Origin of the sequence: Aggregatibacter actinomycetemcomitans (genome assembly GCF_003130205.1) — a bacterium.
Lineage (GTDB): Bacteria > Pseudomonadota > Gammaproteobacteria > Enterobacterales > Pasteurellaceae > Aggregatibacter > Aggregatibacter actinomycetemcomitans_A.
The window spans coordinates 43,913-59,463 of the sequence record NZ_NRDF01000005.1 but is presented as its reverse complement, the minus strand read 5'-3'; the positions used below and the strand labels follow the sequence as shown (position 1 = coordinate 59,463).

The following is a 15,551-nucleotide window of genomic DNA, read 5'->3' as shown; positions in this document are numbered from 1 at the left end:
TTCGCCTTAATACTTAATCTAAGTGGCGCCATTATAAACTAATTTCACCGCGAGGATATTTCACCGACACCTGATTTTGCGAACAAATCACCTGAAAACGAATTTGATTTTGGAGCACCTGTGATTCACAAGGCAACCCAAGAAAACGGCGTTGATGCTGATTTTCGGCAATTTGGATGGCTTGAAAACGCTGATAAATTTCCACCGCACTTTTTCGCTGCACATTGCCCCATTGATTAAAGGTGAGGAAAAGCCCGCTGAATAAGCTCAACGTGATCAACAAAGACAACAGGCTCATGCCTTTGTGATTAATTTTCCGTAACCGCAAAATCATACCAACTGTTCTCCGCCAAACGCCATCGGCTGTACTGTTGCACAACGTGCGCAACGGTGCTTTTGGAATAGGTAACTTTAATGCCTTCATCCAAGGTTAATCGCCCTTTCGTGATGACACTCCCGCTGATTTTGCCTTGCCCGCGAATCTGCAAATCGCCTTCCGCCACAATCACCGCGTTTACATTATTACCAAGCGTCCATTCCGTTTCGTCGGCGTTAAACCAATATAAGGGTGGCGGTTGATTTCTCATGGGATTTTTGGGCGGTCCGGAAAGGTGTTCACGAAAAGTCATCAGCCCGCTTTCAGCAATAAATTGTGCGAACAAGCCTTCATACAGATTTCTCACCGGCGATTTTTGAAATAATTTATCTCGCCGACACCAAACATAATGCTTAATCTCCTCGGAAAATGGTGTTTCCTCCAAAGCAAACGGCACTAAAAATACGTCACCGGTTTCGTCAAGCGGCACTTGTTCACATCGTTCCTGTTGTGTACGCTGACTTAATGCCTGCAATTTAACCTGCTGTATAACATAGAGATTTCGCTGACCGGCAATGGCGGAATACAGGCGCAATAAATCATCATTAAATAGCATGGTTAACAGCAAAAATACACTGAGCAACAATAACAGACTCATGGTCACCATACCGCGGTGAAGCTGTTTCATTCTTTGGCCCCGTTCAATAAAGGCACAACTATGGAAGTTTCGTATTCGATCTGTTTATGGTGTTTAAAACGTCCGCTGAGGCGAATTTCAATGCCTTTTTGTTCCGACAGCCAATCAAAACTCAACTGCGAAATTTCATATTCTTTTTCATCCAATAAATCCGCCCAGCCGCCGTGATGACAAGCGGATTGCTGCGTATAACGGCGGCATTCTTCTTGTGTGCAGTTTTGCTTCACCGCATTTTTGTAGGTCAAACGGGTTTCCAGCATGTTTTTGTTAAGTCGATAGCCAAACAATTCGCGCTCAATTTCTTTTGTGCTGTTATGCCCGTTCACAACACAAGCATCGCCTTTATAATTTCCGCCGATACACCCATTGGCATCCAGGTCATAAAAGAACAACACGCAGCTGTTATTTTTCTCGCCGTTCATTTGCGCGATAGTCACTGCCGATGGTGTATTTTCCTGCTCGAATAAGACAAGATTATTTTGTTTTAATTTATTATTCACGGCACGAAAACCACTCCTAACCAAATCTTTTCCCATTAATTGAATGATACGTTGTAATTCCATTTGTAACTGCAAATGCAGTAACATTTCCCGATTTTGTTGCTGATGTTGACTATAAGACTGCATGATGACCAGCAATAAGAAGCTGGAAAGGGCCACGGAGATCATCAGCGCAACGAGGCTTTGCCCGCGATAAGACGACACATGGAAAAACGTTCTACTCTTTATCATTGACACAAGCACTCAGAGATTGATTACCTTTTAATTTCAAACTGCCCACATTAAAGAACGAAAATAAAGTACGCTGCTGATTGGCTTGTAGCACAAAACAGGTGGTAGAAGCCGTATTCCGAATACCACTTAAACGGGTAAACTCCAAAGGATAATAGCGTTTACTCACCAACATAGTTTCTGCAAAAGCAGGATAATAAAAGTGTGCGGAAACATTTTGCGGGCAAGCAACAGGATTTAGGCAGTCACACAAATGGCTATTTTTAATTTGCGCTGTCAAACACCAGCGCTTTCCTACAGGATCACGATTTGCCAATAATAACCAGATGTCCGTGGAATTTTCCACGCGCGCCTGAATTTGGCGAAGAAAAACATAGAGTTTTTGTTGCTCTTTTTGCAGAATAGTTTGTTGCGAATGCTGTTGCCATGCCGGTAAAGCGAGGGTCAGCAACAGGCTGATAATAAACAATGCAATTAACATTTCCAGCAACGTGAATCCCTTTTGCATAAACGTTCCTTTTTTTGACCGCACTTTAAAGGAATAAGGCATGGGGAAAAATAAACGAAAGGCAATTTTGCGAGCAAGATCGCAAAGTGAAATCATTTGATGGGTATTTTTGAGTAACGATGGAGAAAATTACGTCAGATTGAGATCGCAAAAAATAGCTAAAAGGTTATAGTGTAAGAGATTATAAACCGAGGTATAAAGATTTTAGTTGGTGGGTCGTATAGGATTCGAACCTATGACCAATGGATTAAGAGTCCACTGCTCTACCAGACTAAGCTAACGACCCGTTATTCGGATATGTTATTTAAAATGGTGGGTCGTGAAGGATTCGAACCTTCGACCAACGGATTAAAAGTCCGCTGCTCTACCGGCTGAGCTAACGACCCGTTAACATCTAACGACGAGGGCTTATAATACTGATTTTAGTTTAATAATCAATAAAAAATTTTGGTTTTTTATTGATTTGTTTGAATACCATCAAAGATATGGATTTCAAACAAAATAAAGTGCGGTCAGTTTTTTATCATTTTTCTACTAATTAGGCGAATTGATACTAACAAAAAACCAGGCTTATACCCGGTTTTATACGCCCCAGCAAAATTAGTATGCTAATACTGCACGACGGTTTTTAGCATAAGCGGATTCGTCATGACCTAATACTGCCGGTTTTTCTTCACCGTAAGAAACGGTGGATATTTGACCTGCTTGTACGCCTTTAGCAGTTAAAAAGTTTTGTACTGCACGTGCACGGCGTTCACCTAATGCCATATTATATTCCGGTGTACCACGTTCGTCGGTGTTACCTTCAACACGCACGCTTGTCGCAGGTGTCGCATTTAAGTACGCTGCATGAGCATCTAAGATTTGAGTGTATTCACCTTCAATATCATATTTATCAAAGCCGAAATACACGGTGTTGTAGCGTTGTTGTAAATCTTGAACGGAATAGCCACCAAATGTTTGACCATTATTGCTACCACTACCGCTTTCGTTTTTGTTGGATGATCCACACGCCGCTAACACGGCCACAGAACCAGCAACTAACAATGCTTTCGTAAATTTATTCATTGATTTCTCCTTGTTTATTTAGTTAAGTATGGTGACCAAGCCGGAAATTTAACTTGTCCATCATTCCCAGGTAAACGTGCCTTAAAGCGACCGTCAGTGGATACTAATTGTAGCACCTTTCCTAAGCCTTGGGTAGAACTATAAATAACCATGATACCGTTTGGTGAAATACTCGGACTTTCATCCAAGAAGGTGGAACTTAACACCTCAGAGCTGCCTGACGTCAAATCTTTTTTGATGATATTATTGTTTACATCAACCATAACTAATATATTACCATCTGAACTGATTTGACCGCTACCGCGCCCACCAATAAGAGAAGCACCACCGCCGGATGCGCTCATACGATAAACTTGAGGCGAACCACCTCTATCAGAAGTGAACACGATAGACTGACCATCAGGCGACCATGACGGCTCGGTATTATTACCCGCACCGCCGGTTAACTGCGAAACCTGTCCACTGCCTAAATTAGTCACATAAATATTTAACACACCGTCCTTTGAAGACGCAAATGCAAGTCTGGAACCATCCGGTGAAAATGCCGGTGCCCCGTTATGTCCTGGGAAAGAAGCAACCACTTTACGCGCCATAGAAACTAGATCCTGCAAGACAACCTGTGCTTTCTTATTTTCAAAGGTTACATAAGCGAGTTTTTTGCCGTCCGGTGACCATGCCGGTGACATAAACGGTTGAGAACTTCTATTCACGATAAATTGATTAAAACCGTCATAATCTGCTACGCGCACTTCATAAGGCTGGGAACCGCCATTTTTTTGTACGACATAAGCGATACGGGTTCTGAACGCACCACGAATACCGGTAAGTTTTTCAAATGTCTCATCACTTATCGTATGTGCACCATAACGCAACCATTTTTGCACTACCGTATATTGATTTTGTGACAAAATTGAACCAACACTGCCCATGGTATCAACCAATTGGTAAGCAATATCAAAACCACCATTGGAAGGGGTAACTTGTCCAACAATAACGGCCTCAATGCCTAATGCCGACCAGACTTCCGGATTAACTTCCGATGCCGAAGTCGGCTGTTGCGGCATCTTGCTTTCCGGCAACGGATTAAATTTACCGCTATTACGCAAGTCTGCAGAAATAATCTCAGCGATATTTGCCGGCGCACTACCGGGTCCATTCCATTTAAACGGCACGACAGCAATAGGGCGGGCAGAATCCATGACTTCATCAATCACGATTCGCACTTCTGCACGGGCCACCATGGTAAACCCTAACAGCATAATAAATAAGCTAAAAATTCGAATAACTACTTTCATTTTTTCTCCTATTGTTTAAAAGTGCGGTGAAAATCTACCGCACTTTTCTTGGGTCAAAGGTTATAATGGACCTTTTAAATATTTCATATTCTTCCGGTGTAGGCGGTTCGTTCATTTTTCTGGTTTGACCAATAGCATTTAAAGCCGCCCCGCATAAATCATTTGGTCCGGAGACCTTTTGGTAAGATAAAATAGTACCATCACTAGAAAGCTCAATTCTAATATCACAGACCTTACCAAAGAAACGACTATCACCACGAAAATATGGCTTCACAGATTTATAAATAATACCTGCATACCTCGACCCTGTCTTACCGCCATCGCCTGCGCCCGCTGAAGCACCTGAACCCCAGCTGCCTTGTTTATTTTTATTACCGCCTTGTGAAGCGCTACCGCCACCCACATCACTGCCATTAAAGAAATCATCTAATGCATTTTGATCGGCTCGACGTTGCGCATCCGCTTTCGCTTTGGCTTCCGCATCTGCCTTCGCCTTGGCGTCAGCTTTCGCTTTCGCATCGGCCTTAGCTTTTGCGTCGGCATCCGCTTTGGCTTTTGCATCAGCTTCCGCCTTCGCTTTAGCCTGCGCTTCTGCTTTTGCCTTGGCTTCCGCCGCTGCTTTGGCTTTTGCCTCTTGTTTTGCTTTCTCTGCTGCCTGCGCTTTCGCTTTGGCTTCTTCTTCCGCTTGTTTGGCAGCAGCTGCCAAACGTTTTGCCTCAGCTTCAGCTTTGAGCTTAGCGGCTTCAGCAGCTTGTTTGGCTTTCGCTTCTTCCTCCTGTTTTTGTTTTTCCAAGGCTTCTAAGCGGGCTTTTTCTTCCTGTTGTTTTTTCTGTTCAGCCAAAAGTTTTTGTCTTTCCAGCTCTTTTTTCTGTTCCAGTTCTTTTTGACGGGCAATTTCCTGTTGACGTTGTTGCTCTTTTAACGCTTCTTGTTGTTTTTCTTCTTCCCGCTTCTGTTCTTCACGTTTTTGGTCTTCGAGGGCTTGTTTCTTTTGTCTGTCCACCTGACCTTTTTTCTGTTGTTGAATTCGCCCCCACTCCTGCGCTGCCGAGCCCGTATCAACCATCACGGCGCCGATAACTTCACCGTTATCGCCCTCACCGCCGCCCATAATGTCAATATTATGGTAGAGCGAGCTTAAGATTAACAATCCGAACAACGCTAAATGCATTATGATGGAAATCACAACTGCATCAACATCACCTTTTTGTCGCTTATTCTGCACAATGTTACCTATTTAATTAGATTGGGTTTGTCATTAAACCAACGGATTTGATGCCGGCAAGATGAAGCAAATTGAGCGCTTTAATAATCTCTTCATAAGGCACTTCCTTGGCACCGCCGACTAAGAACATTGTATTGTTATCTTTATCAAATTCTTGTTTTGATAATTGGGTAACCATATCTTCGGTAAGATTTTCCGTACGGCTGCTGCCGATTGAAATGGCATACTGACCAATTCCCGACACTTCTAAAATTACCGGTACTTTGTCTTCAGTAGAAATATTTTGACTTTGAACCGCATCCGGCAGTTCAACTTCTACACTTTGGCTAATAATGGGCGCGGTAGCCATAAAAATTAAAACCAATACTAAAAGCACGTCCAAAAACGGAACAATATTGATTTCGGATTTTATATCACGGCGCTGGCGACGATAAGACATATCAACCTTCTAAATCTGTAATCTAAAAACGCTTAAAATAATGACCGCACTTTTAGCATAAAGTGCGGTAAGAATTTTCGGTAAATTAATTGTGATGGTTTTTACCAAACACTTGACGGTGCAAAATGGTGGTAAATTCATCGATGAAATTGCCGTAATTTTGCTCAAGTTTATTCACACGTAAACTCAAACGGTTATATGCCATTACCGCAGGAATCGCAGCAAACAAGCCGATAGCCGTTGCAATCAACGCTTCCGCAATGCCCGGTGCTACCATTTGTAAGGTGGCTTGTTTTGCGCCACTTAAGGACAGAAATGCGTGCATAATCCCCCAAACGGTCCCGAACAAACCAATATACGGGCTGATGGAAGCCACTGTTGCCAAAAACGGTACGCGGGTTTCCAGATCTTCAATTTCACGGTTCATGGATAAGTTCATAGCACGGGTGCTGCCTTGGATAATGGCTTCGGGCGCATCCGGATTGGCTTGTTTTAAGCGGGAAAATTCTTTAAATCCTACATAAAAAATCTGTTCGCTGCCGGTTAACCCATCACGACGGTTAGATAAACCTTCATACAGTTTACTTAAATCTTCGCCGGACCAAAAACGGTCTTCAAATGCCATGGATTCCTTCAGCGCTTTAGTTAACACGCGGCTACGCTGAATGATGATAGCCCAAGAGGTAATTGAGAAAATGATTAAAATTAAGATAACGAGCTGAACTACGATACTCGCTTTTAAAAATAAATCTAAAAAGTTTAACTCTGCTGCCATTACATACTCCGAAAACAACTGGTTAATTGTTACTTGATTAACATTGTCTTGATTTTCTGCGGAATTGCCACCGATTTCATCTTACCAAGATCAACATAGGCTACCTTGACGGTAGCCTGACATAAAAGGACATCATCCCGCTTAATCGTTTGAGAAAAAATAATTGAAGCGCCTTTTAGCTCGGTTACAGCGGTTTCCACTTGTAACAAATCGTCTAATCTCGCCGCAACACAATAATCAATGTTCATTGATTTAACGACGAAAGCGCCTTTATTCTCATTTAACAACGTTTGTTGGGAGAAATTAAATTCTCTTAAACATTCTGTTCTTGCACGCTCCAAAAAATGTAAATAGCGTGCGTGATAAACTACGCCACCGGCATCGGTATCTTCATAATAAACACGAGCAGCATAGTAAAAAGCTTTTTGCTCCAATCTTTCTCCCTTACCTTACGGAAATTTAGAACACAGGGAGCTAGCTATTCTAGAGTGCCTAAAAATGATTGGCAAGCTTGAAATCATACTTATTCCAAATATTAATGAGTTGACTTTAACTTATCAGGTTATGCAGGAACGCACCGATCCCCGCAATATAACCAATCCAAGGCATGAAAATCGCACGCCATAAGTTTAGCCGAATTTCAAATCCAATGCCGTGAATCCATAAAATTACCATTCCCCAAATTAAGCCCAAAACGTAATAAAATTCGACCGCTCTTAGTTGTGTGGCAAATTGATTGACATTGAAAAAGAAAAATATCGTGAGTATTAGAGCTAAAATAAATGAAAGGGTTCGAAACGAACCCTTATTTAGTGATTGGTACAATGAGTTAATCATTCAATTACTCGTCAAATTTACCTGTTTTTTCGATGCTAATGGTCACAACCACAGTTAGCATAATGGCTAACAAAACACCAAATACCCAAATAACATAGAACATAATATTTCTCCTTAATATAGTGAGTTTTTGTTTTCTTCAATGAAACTGCTATCAATACGACCAAACATTTTGTAGTAAGCCCAAATGGTATAAGAAAGCAGAATCACCACAAAAATTAATGATAAGAAGAACATTAATGTTAAGGTTAATTTACTTGAAGTGGCGTCCCACATTAATAAACTCATTTCCGGATGAGAAATGGATGGCATCACAAACGGGAACATGGCAATTGCAGCGGTTAAAATCACACCGGCCATGGTTAATGATGAGAACAGGAAGGCAAAGCCACAACGATTTGCTTTCGAGAATATTGCATTAAGCAATGCGCCACCTACAGCCAATACCGGGAATAACCATAAAATCGGCATTTCTTTATAGTTGTTAAACCAAGCACCGGCTTGTACTGCCACTTCTTTACCAATCGGGTTGGAAGGAGCGTTGTGATCAATCACACTGGTGACAACAAAACCGTCTTTGAAAGATAACCATACACCTGCCAATACAAAGGCTATTAACGTCATGGTTGCGCCCACCTGAGAAATCACGCAAGCACGTTCACGCAATTCTGACGTGGTTTTCATTTGCAACCAGTTCGCGCCATGGGTGGTTAACATTGCCAAACTGATTACACCACAAAGTAATGCAAACGGATTTAACAACCCAAAGAATGTACCGGTATATTGCACCTGTTGTAACTCATTGAATTCAAACGGAACACCCTGTAATAAGTTACCGAATGCCACACCGAATACCAAAGACGGAACAAATCCACCGATAAACAAACCCCAATCCCATGCCTTACGCCAGGTTGGATTATCAATTTTGGCGCGATATTCAAAACCGACAGGACGGAAAAATAAGGCGGCTAACACTAAAATCATCGCAATGAAGAAACCGGAGAATGAGGTTGCATAGACTAACGGCCATGCAGCAAACATCGCACCACCGGCAGTTAATAACCAAACTTGGTTACCATCCCAGTGCGGCGCGATAGTATTAATCATAATACGCTTTTCAACTTCTTTTTTACCGGTAAAAGGTAATAGGCTTAAAACGCCCATATCAAAACCATCGGTAACGGCAAATCCAATAAGCAATACGCAAACCAGGATCCACCATACGAAACGTAGAAATTCATAATCAAACATAGTTAAGCTCCTGCCTATTTAGAGGATTGTTCGAAATAATAACGACCGGTTTTTAATGCACTTGGACCCAATCTTCCGTATTTAAACGTTAAGTACATTTCTACGACGAGGAATAAGGTATACAACGCACAAATCAAACCGATAGAGAACCACAAATCGCCCGGCGCAAGCTTGGAAGCAGAAACACCTACCGGCAATACTTCATAAATCGCCCAAGGTTGACGACCATATTCCGCCAAAAACCAACCGCACTCAATACCAATCCACGGCAGTGGCACCCCCCACAATAATGCTTTTAATAATAACGGACTACGACCTACAGTTTTACGAACATTTTGTACAAAGGCAAACAGCATTAGCAGTAAAATCGCACCACCGGTAGCCATCATCACACGGAAAGACCAGAATGTCGGCGCTACTTTAGGAATTGTATCTGCTGCTGCCTGTTTAATTTGTTCTTCAGTAGCATCCACCACGTTATCGGTATAGCGTTTTAACAACAAGCCGAAACCTAAATCTTTTTGTACTTCATCAAATTTCGCTTTTGTTTCTTCACTTGCCTGACCGTTTGCCTTTTTCTCCGCTCTCAGTTGCTGCAATAAGGCATAGGCTTGGATACCACTACGCACACGTTCAAGATTACGTTCTTGCAAATCGATTAAACCACTGAATTGTTTATCAAATGAACGGGTAACGATAACCCCTGCTACATATGGAATTTGCAAGGAGAAATCATTTTTCTGCTCTGCTTGATTTGGAACAATAACCATATTCCAGGCTGCCGGAGCCGGCTGGGTATGCCATTCGCCTTCCATTGCAGCCAACTTAGTCGGCTGTGCGTAGCCGATTTCATAACCGGATTCGTCCCCCATAATTAACACGGAAACCACAGAGATAATACCGAAAGTAGAAGCTACAGAGAACGAACGTTTGGCAAAACCGATATCGCGGCCTTTCAGTAAATAGTAAGAGCTGATTGCCAATACAAAGAATGCACCGGAAACATAACCGGCGGATAAAGTGTGTAAGAATTTGCTTTGCGCAATCGGATTCAACCACAAATCCATGAAACTGGTCATTTCCATCCGCATGGTTTCAAAATTAAATTCGGAACCGACCGGAGATTGCATCCAGCCGTTTGCCACTAGAATCCACATGGCGGAAAGATTTGAACCGAACGCAACACAGTAAGTTGCCAAAAGGTGTTTACCTTTACTTAAACGATCCCATCCAAAAAAGAAAAGACCGACAAAAGTAGATTCCAAGAAAAAGGCTAACAACGCTTCAATCGCAAGAGGTGCGCCGAAAATATCTCCCACATAATGAGAATAATATGACCAGTTAGTGCCGAATTCAAATTCCATTGTAACGCCGGTAGTTACACCCAGCGCAAAGTTAATACCAAACAACTTACCCCAGAATTTGGTCATATCTTTATAAACTTCTTTATTTGTGACGACATAAAGTGTTTCCATGATAACCAACAGAAAAGTCATCCCTAACGTTAATGGCACAAATATGAAGTGATACAATGCAGTTAAAGCAAACTGCAGTCTTGAGAGTTCAACAACGTCTAACATCTCGACTCCTTGTAAATGCTACAAGTCCTTAAATTATGATTACTTCGTAATCACCCCAGAAACTCAAAAATCTTTGAATTTTTAATTTAGGATTACCTTATATAATGACTGCCACTTGCAGTTGTCGGAGTCGATTATTACATAGATAATCCAAACAGGTCGCATATTCTACTATTAAACGTAAGGATAAAAAATAGTAAATTATGCCAAGCTGATCACATTTTTAGATATAAATCAAAAATAATCAAACATAGGCATTTTTCACTATTTTGATCAAGATCAAATTATAAATTTCAATAACATCTTTGCAACACAAGGCATAGCGCCCTTAACCCGGTATGATTCAGTTCTAACAATTGAAATTAAAAACTAGACATCACACATAAATTTTGATAACTTTTCGCCCAGTTTTATTGATTTCTTTCAACTTAACAAACGTAGGTCTCTCAGATGATAAACAAAATAGCCGGAATTCTAACCGCACTTTGCATGGCCACTGTCAGCAACGTTGCAAATGCTGCTGAAAACGATAAAAAAACCGTAGGAAAAAGTGCAGTAGAAATGCCAAAGCAGTGCAAAGATTTATTTAGTGAAACCGAAAATTTAATTGCCGAAGCGGAAAGGCAGCCCGGTACACATACCCAAGTAAATAAAATCAGAAGCAAGTTAAATCAAAGCAAAAAGCAAATTCTGGAAATGGAATTGGCGACACAAATCAAAAGTTGTAATGTGGCATTAGCGAAACTCACCAGCATGAAACAACAGCAACAGTAATCTACCCCAATTCACGCTAAAGGCTTATTGGATTCCAATAAGCCTTCTTTTTGCTTAATCTTCGCGAGTAATTTTCTCAATACCGAAATGGCGATATGTGGTGAGTGTAGCAATTCGCCCCCTTGAGGTTCGCTGTAAAAAACCTTGTTGAATTAAATATGGCTCCAATACGTCTTCAATGGTATCCCGCTCTTCGCCAATTGCCGCCGCCAAATTATCCAAACCGACCGGACCACCGTCAAAGCGCTCCAAAACTGCCGTAAGCAATTTTCTGTCTAAGTAATCAAACCCCGCATCATCAATATCCAGCATGGATAGCGCTGCTTTAGCAACCTCTTCGCTAATCATGCCATTGTTACGCACATCAGCGTAATCACGCACCCGACGTAATAACCGATTGGCAATCCGTGGTGTGCCGCGAGAGCGGCGGGCGATTTCATAAGCTGCTGTATCGTTAATTTTAAGCTGTAAACAGACCGCACTTCTGGACACAATAGAAGTTAAATCCGGCACAGAATAAAATTCCAAACGCTGCACAATACCAAAACGATCGCGCAGCGGAGAGGTTAAAGAACCCGCACGGGTGGTTGCACCGATAAGCGTAAAAGGCGGCAAATCCAATTTAATGGAACGCGCTGCCGGCCCTTCGCCAATCATAATATCAAGCTGATAATCTTCCATTGCCGGATAAAGCACTTCTTCAATCGCGGGAGAAAGACGATGAATTTCATCAATAAACAATACATCATGAGGCTCCAGATTGGTCAACATTGCCGCCAAATCCCCCGCTTTTTCCAGCACAGGTCCTGATGTGGTACGAATATTCACGCCCATTTCATTGGCAACAATATTCGCTAAAGTGGTTTTCCCCAAGCCCGGCGGACCAAAAATCAGCAAATGATCCAACGCATCCTGACGTAATTTTGCTGCCTTGATGAAAATCTCCATTTGCTCGCATACCTGCGGTTGCCCCACATAATCTGCCAGCAATTTCGGGCGAATGGCACGATCGATAACATCCTCGTCTAATTTTGCCGTCGCACTGATAATTCTGTCTGCTTCAATCATTTTCATTATCCGAATTATAATGCCGCTTTCAGGGCTTCACGAATGAGCTGTTCGCTGGAAAGTTCAGGCTTAGAAACTTTCTTCACCATTTTTTCTGCATCTAACGGTTTATAACCTAATGCCACGAGCGCCGCCACCGCTTCGTTGGAAGGTTCAACCGTCGCCGATATTTCCGTACTAAAACGAGGTAAATGATCCGCCTGTACGAAGAAGTTGTTTGTTTTCACTTCTTTAAATTTGCCTTTTAATTCCACCAATAACCGTTCGGCGGTCTTCTTGCCGATGCCGGGAATTTTCACTAAACGGGAGAGTTCCTCACGTTCAATAGCATAAGCAAATTCATCTACCGACATAGCGGACAAAATCGCCAATGCCAATTTGGGTCCGACGCCATTGGTTTTTATCAGCTCGCGGAATAAAGTGCGGTCGGCTTTTTGGGCAAATCCAAACAACAAATGGGCATCCTCACGCACCACCAGATGGGTAAATAAACTGGTTTGTTTGCCTACTTCTGGCAAATTATAAAAACTTGTCATCGGCAGCAATAATTCATAGCCTATACCTTGCACATCCAACAAAATTTCCGGCGGCTGTTTTTCCATTAAAATACCGGTGAGATGACCAATCATAAGAATCCTAGTGATGAGTAAAAAATTGTGCGTAGCATAAAATAAAACTGGATATTTATCCAGTTAAATTTTTAAACGGAAGCGCCCCCGGCTGTATCGAGTACGTAAAAGTGCGGTCAGTTTTTCCTGCGTTTCGTTTTGGCTTGCCGAACTTGCCACATGGAAAGAGTGTTGTATGGAATGGGCATGCGTAATGGCGATCGCCAAGGCATCTGCCGCATCGGCTTGCGGTTTATCGGAAAGTTTAAGAATGCGGGTGACCATCTCCTGCACTTGAATTTTATCCGCAGAACCAACACCAACCACCGTTTGCTTGATTAAGCGTGCCGCATATTCAAATACCGGCAAATTATGATTCACTGCCGCCACAATTGCCGTACCACGGGCTTGTCCCAGTTTTAATGCAGAATCGGCATTTTTCGCCATAAAAACTTGCTCAATGGCAAACATATCGGGCTGAAATTGCGTGATAATTTCCGTTACGCCGGCATAAATACGCTTTAAGCGAGTTGGCAAATCTTCCACCCGGGTACGAATTGCGCCGCTACCAAGATATTCCAAATGCCGTCCGTTTTGCCGAATTACACCATAACCGGTGACACGGGAACCGGGGTCAATGCCTAAAATAATGCTCATTCGCTCATAAACAAACGGGTAGAAATCCTCTACCCGTTTTACCTCAAATTAAAAACTATTGGTTAGCTCTTGCTGTGGCTTTTGCATTGACTTTACAATTTTTAGCCAAGATTCTATCCACTTTTTTACCGCGTTGGGTCAACATTACGCCATCGGTTGCTGTCGCGGTATTTAATGAAAACCCGCTGTCAACGCTCCAGATGTATTTATCGGAAATAAATGAAGGGAAATCTTTATCCACGTTACTCACCGGAAGAGATTCCGCAATCACTTTTTTACGCATAACAACTTTCGCTTCAGTGGCTTCTTGGTTTTCAAATTGGTAAGTCACAGTAACGGCTCTCTTGTTACAAGAATAAACCACCGTTTTCTCCGATTTAACCGGTTGTGGTTCTTTCTTAGAAGCAGAACACGCGGACAGTACCGCAATGACTGCAACAGCAGATAATGTTTTTACTAATTTCATATATATGCTCCTTATAGCATTGCTGCGATTTCATCGCTAATTTCACCGTTATGATATACATTTTGTACATCATCACAGTCTTCTAACATATCGATTAAACGTAGTAGCTTCGGCGCAGTTTCTGCATCCAAGTCTACTGTAGTGGAAGGAATCATTGTCACTTCCGCGTTTTCAACGTTAAACCCTGCCGCTTCAATGGCATCACGTACAGAACCCAAATCTTCCCAAGCGGTATAAATTTCGAAGGAACCGTCTTCTTGTGGCTGAACATCGTCTGCGCCGCCTTCAATTGCCGCTTCCATCAAAGCGTCTTCATCCGCCTGATTCACTAAAATCAAGCCTTTTTTGCTAAACAAATAGCCCACGGAACCCTCGGTGCCTAAATTACCGCCACATTTAGTAAAACTTGGGCGCACTTGGGAAATGGTGCGATTGGCGTTATCACTTAAACATTCCACCATCACCGCCGTGCCGCCCGGGCCGTAACCTTCATACACGCGGGTTTCCATGTTGGTATCATCACCACCGCCGATACCGCGCTCAATTGCACGGTTAATGGTATCGCGGGTCATATTATTGCTCAATGCTTTATCTACCGCCGCACGCAGACGCGGGTTAGAACCAACGTCACCACCACTGATTTTAGCAGCAGTCACCAATTCACGAATTAATTTAGTAAAAATTTTCCCGCGCTGTGCATCTTGTGCCGCTTTACGGTGTTTAATATTTGCCCACTTACTATGGCCTGCCATTTTGTTTTCCTTCTCAATTTATTTAAATTCGGTTTATTTCAATAAATATTTTTTTATCGCCTCCGCATTATTCGGCGACTTTGTCATTTCAGCAGCTTGTTCGCCAGGTATCCATTGAAACGCTAAATGTTCTGTTAATTTAGGGGTGAATTCCTGCTCGACCGCCAATAAAAACCAATGTTCCCGACAATGGGTGATATGCGGTGCGTATTTATAGCGGAAATGCGGGAAAATTTCAAACGCTATGCTTTCGTTGCAATCAAAAAGTGCGGTGGTTTTTGACGGTGTTTTTAACCTGATTTCTTCCCATAACTCACGAATTGCCGCTTGTCGCGGCGTTTCATTTTCTTCCAGAGATCCCGTTACAGACTGCCAGAAATCAGGATCATCACAGCGTTGCAGCATTAACACCCTGCCACTATTTCGGGCGGAGATCACAACCAGGACCGACTCATTACTTTTGTATTTCAATGTGGTCATTCGTGTTATTGGAAATGAATGGCA

At 42.3% G+C, this 15,551-nt stretch carries 21 protein-coding genes and 2 tRNA genes; 1 reads left to right on the top strand and 22 read right to left on the bottom strand.

All coding sequences use genetic code 11. The annotated features are described in order from the left end of the window. Window positions 1-31: 31 nt before the first annotated feature. The 16 genes from DK423_RS05480 to DK423_RS05405 form a co-directional block, all read right to left on the bottom strand. Window positions 32-334 (bottom strand): DUF5374 domain-containing protein, encoded by a 303-nt coding sequence (locus DK423_RS05480; RefSeq protein WP_005557884.1) that lies wholly within the window; start codon window positions 332-334, stop codon window positions 32-34. Then, entirely contained in the window at window positions 309-1,004 is a 696-nt protein-coding gene (locus DK423_RS05475) for a DUF2572 family protein (protein WP_005557882.1), read from the bottom strand. Before DK423_RS05475 ends, DK423_RS05480 begins: the two co-directional genes overlap by 26 nt. Further along, window positions 1,001-1,744: a PulJ/GspJ family protein gene (locus tag DK423_RS05470; protein ID WP_032996731.1), complete on the bottom strand. Its 744-nt coding sequence runs from the start codon at window positions 1,742-1,744 to the stop codon at window positions 1,001-1,003. The genes DK423_RS05475 and DK423_RS05470 overlap by 4 nt, the downstream gene beginning before the upstream one ends. Continuing rightward, window positions 1,731-2,252, bottom strand: a complete 522-nt coding sequence (locus tag DK423_RS05465) for a type II secretion system protein (RefSeq protein ID WP_109043899.1) — start codon at window positions 2,250-2,252, stop codon at window positions 1,731-1,733. The genes DK423_RS05470 and DK423_RS05465 overlap by 14 nt, the downstream gene beginning before the upstream one ends. Window positions 2,253-2,461: 209 nt before the next feature. Continuing rightward, window positions 2,462-2,538, bottom strand: a tRNA-Lys gene (locus DK423_RS05460). Between the two features lie 24 nt (window positions 2,539-2,562). Further along, window positions 2,563-2,638 (bottom strand) — tRNA-Lys (locus DK423_RS05455). 214 nt (window positions 2,639-2,852) lie between these two features. Continuing rightward, window positions 2,853-3,320 (bottom strand): peptidoglycan-associated lipoprotein Pal, encoded by a 468-nt coding sequence (pal, locus tag DK423_RS05450; RefSeq protein WP_005557862.1) that lies wholly within the window; start codon window positions 3,318-3,320, stop codon window positions 2,853-2,855. Between the two features lie 14 nt (window positions 3,321-3,334). Beyond that, entirely contained in the window at window positions 3,335-4,615 is a 1,281-nt protein-coding gene (gene tolB, locus DK423_RS05445; RefSeq protein ID WP_005557860.1) for a Tol-Pal system beta propeller repeat protein TolB, read from the bottom strand. A gap of 34 nt (window positions 4,616-4,649) precedes the next feature. Continuing rightward, the gene (tolA, locus tag DK423_RS05440; RefSeq protein ID WP_005557858.1) at window positions 4,650-5,840 is read right to left on the bottom strand and encodes a cell envelope integrity protein TolA; all 1,191 of its coding nucleotides are present in this window, start codon (window positions 5,838-5,840) and stop codon (window positions 4,650-4,652) included. Window positions 5,841-5,856: 16 nt separating this feature from the next. Beyond that, window positions 5,857-6,279, bottom strand: a complete 423-nt coding sequence (gene tolR, locus DK423_RS05435) for a colicin uptake protein TolR (RefSeq protein WP_061885974.1) — start codon at window positions 6,277-6,279, stop codon at window positions 5,857-5,859. A gap of 85 nt (window positions 6,280-6,364) precedes the next feature. Beyond that, the gene (gene tolQ, locus DK423_RS05430; protein WP_005557855.1) at window positions 6,365-7,054 is read right to left on the bottom strand and encodes a protein TolQ; all 690 of its coding nucleotides are present in this window, start codon (window positions 7,052-7,054) and stop codon (window positions 6,365-6,367) included. A 29-nt stretch (window positions 7,055-7,083) separates the two neighbouring features. Next, a complete protein-coding gene (ybgC, locus tag DK423_RS05425; RefSeq protein ID WP_005557854.1) occupies window positions 7,084-7,488 on the bottom strand; it encodes a tol-pal system-associated acyl-CoA thioesterase in 405 nt (134 codons plus the stop codon). Between the two features lie 115 nt (window positions 7,489-7,603). Continuing rightward, window positions 7,604-7,891 carry a cyd operon protein YbgE gene (gene ybgE, locus DK423_RS05420; protein WP_032996723.1) on the bottom strand — a complete coding sequence of 96 codons (288 nt, stop codon included), beginning with the start codon at window positions 7,889-7,891 and terminating at the stop codon, window positions 7,604-7,606. Window positions 7,892-7,895: 4 nt separating this feature from the next. Beyond that, window positions 7,896-7,994, bottom strand: a complete 99-nt coding sequence (locus tag DK423_RS05415; RefSeq protein WP_005578781.1) for a cytochrome bd oxidase small subunit, CydX/CbdX family — start codon at window positions 7,992-7,994, stop codon at window positions 7,896-7,898. An 11-nt stretch (window positions 7,995-8,005) separates the two neighbouring features. Continuing rightward, window positions 8,006-9,142, bottom strand: coding sequence for a cytochrome d ubiquinol oxidase subunit II (gene cydB / locus DK423_RS05410; RefSeq protein WP_005557852.1), 1,137 nt, complete (start codon window positions 9,140-9,142; stop codon window positions 8,006-8,008). 14 nt (window positions 9,143-9,156) lie between these two features. Further along, on the bottom strand, window positions 9,157-10,722 hold the full coding sequence (locus DK423_RS05405) for a cytochrome ubiquinol oxidase subunit I (protein ID WP_005557851.1): 1,566 nt from the start codon (window positions 10,720-10,722) through the stop codon (window positions 9,157-9,159). Between the two features lie 450 nt (window positions 10,723-11,172). Between DK423_RS05405 and DK423_RS05400 the strand changes: the two genes are divergently transcribed. Beyond that, window positions 11,173-11,496: a DUF5339 domain-containing protein gene (locus tag DK423_RS05400; protein ID WP_032996721.1), complete on the top strand. Its 324-nt coding sequence runs from the start codon at window positions 11,173-11,175 to the stop codon at window positions 11,494-11,496. A gap of 54 nt (window positions 11,497-11,550) precedes the next feature. Here the strand turns inward: DK423_RS05400 and ruvB are convergent, their stop codons facing one another. The 6 genes from ruvB to nudB all read right to left on the bottom strand — a co-directional run bounded on the left by ruvB (window position 11,551) and on the right by nudB (window position 15,527). After that, window positions 11,551-12,564 (bottom strand): Holliday junction branch migration DNA helicase RuvB, encoded by a 1,014-nt coding sequence (gene ruvB, locus DK423_RS05395; protein WP_005557849.1) that lies wholly within the window; start codon window positions 12,562-12,564, stop codon window positions 11,551-11,553. A 14-nt stretch (window positions 12,565-12,578) separates the two neighbouring features. After that, on the bottom strand, window positions 12,579-13,193 hold the full coding sequence (gene ruvA / locus DK423_RS05390) for a Holliday junction branch migration protein RuvA (RefSeq protein ID WP_005557848.1): 615 nt from the start codon (window positions 13,191-13,193) through the stop codon (window positions 12,579-12,581). A 63-nt stretch (window positions 13,194-13,256) separates the two neighbouring features. After that, the gene (gene ruvC / locus DK423_RS05385) at window positions 13,257-13,829 is read right to left on the bottom strand and encodes a crossover junction endodeoxyribonuclease RuvC (RefSeq protein WP_005557847.1); all 573 of its coding nucleotides are present in this window, start codon (window positions 13,827-13,829) and stop codon (window positions 13,257-13,259) included. A 55-nt stretch (window positions 13,830-13,884) separates the two neighbouring features. Then, a complete protein-coding gene (locus DK423_RS05380; RefSeq protein ID WP_005542301.1) occupies window positions 13,885-14,295 on the bottom strand; it encodes a hypothetical protein in 411 nt (136 codons plus the stop codon). An 11-nt stretch (window positions 14,296-14,306) separates the two neighbouring features. Next, a complete protein-coding gene (locus tag DK423_RS05375; protein WP_005557845.1) occupies window positions 14,307-15,047 on the bottom strand; it encodes a YebC/PmpR family DNA-binding transcriptional regulator in 741 nt (246 codons plus the stop codon). Window positions 15,048-15,080: 33 nt separating this feature from the next. Further along, entirely contained in the window at window positions 15,081-15,527 is a 447-nt protein-coding gene (gene nudB, locus DK423_RS05370) for a dihydroneopterin triphosphate diphosphatase (protein WP_032996718.1), read from the bottom strand. Window positions 15,528-15,551: the final 24 nt, after the last annotated feature.

Excerpts from the sequence above, each read along its gene's own strand:
- DK423_RS05480 (WP_005557884.1), bottom strand. The coding sequence starts at position 334 with ATGATTTTGCGGTTACGGAAAATTAATCACAAAGGCATGAGCCTGTTG.
- DK423_RS05475 (WP_005557882.1), bottom strand. The coding sequence starts at position 1,004 with ATGAAACAGCTTCACCGCGGTATGGTGACCATGAGTCTGTTATTGTTG.
- DK423_RS05470 (WP_032996731.1), bottom strand. The coding sequence starts at position 1,744 with ATGATAAAGAGTAGAACGTTTTTCCATGTGTCGTCTTATCGCGGGCAA.
- DK423_RS05465 (WP_109043899.1), bottom strand. The coding sequence starts at position 2,252 with ATGCAAAAGGGATTCACGTTGCTGGAAATGTTAATTGCATTGTTTATT.
- pal (WP_005557862.1), bottom strand. The coding sequence starts at position 3,320 with ATGAATAAATTTACGAAAGCATTGTTAGTTGCTGGTTCTGTGGCCGTG.
- tolB (WP_005557860.1), bottom strand. The coding sequence starts at position 4,615 with ATGAAAGTAGTTATTCGAATTTTTAGCTTATTTATTATGCTGTTAGGG.
- tolR (WP_061885974.1), bottom strand. The coding sequence starts at position 6,279 with ATGTCTTATCGTCGCCAGCGCCGTGATATAAAATCCGAAATCAATATT.
- tolQ (WP_005557855.1), bottom strand. The coding sequence starts at position 7,054 with ATGGCAGCAGAGTTAAACTTTTTAGATTTATTTTTAAAAGCGAGTATC.
- ybgE (WP_032996723.1), bottom strand. The coding sequence starts at position 7,891 with ATGATTAACTCATTGTACCAATCACTAAATAAGGGTTCGTTTCGAACC.
- DK423_RS05415 (WP_005578781.1), bottom strand. The coding sequence starts at position 7,994 with ATGTTCTATGTTATTTGGGTATTTGGTGTTTTGTTAGCCATTATGCTA.
- cydB (WP_005557852.1), bottom strand. The coding sequence starts at position 9,142 with ATGTTTGATTATGAATTTCTACGTTTCGTATGGTGGATCCTGGTTTGC.
- DK423_RS05405 (WP_005557851.1), bottom strand. The coding sequence starts at position 10,722 with ATGTTAGACGTTGTTGAACTCTCAAGACTGCAGTTTGCTTTAACTGCA.
- DK423_RS05400 (WP_032996721.1), top strand. The coding sequence starts at position 11,173 with ATGATAAACAAAATAGCCGGAATTCTAACCGCACTTTGCATGGCCACT.
- ruvB (WP_005557849.1), bottom strand. The coding sequence starts at position 12,564 with ATGATTGAAGCAGACAGAATTATCAGTGCGACGGCAAAATTAGACGAG.
- ruvA (WP_005557848.1), bottom strand. The coding sequence starts at position 13,193 with ATGATTGGTCATCTCACCGGTATTTTAATGGAAAAACAGCCGCCGGAA.
- ruvC (WP_005557847.1), bottom strand. The coding sequence starts at position 13,829 with ATGAGCATTATTTTAGGCATTGACCCCGGTTCCCGTGTCACCGGTTAT.
- DK423_RS05380 (WP_005542301.1), bottom strand. The coding sequence starts at position 14,295 with ATGAAATTAGTAAAAACATTATCTGCTGTTGCAGTCATTGCGGTACTG.
- DK423_RS05375 (WP_005557845.1), bottom strand. The coding sequence starts at position 15,047 with ATGGCAGGCCATAGTAAGTGGGCAAATATTAAACACCGTAAAGCGGCA.
- nudB (WP_032996718.1), bottom strand. The coding sequence starts at position 15,527 with ATGACCACATTGAAATACAAAAGTAATGAGTCGGTCCTGGTTGTGATC.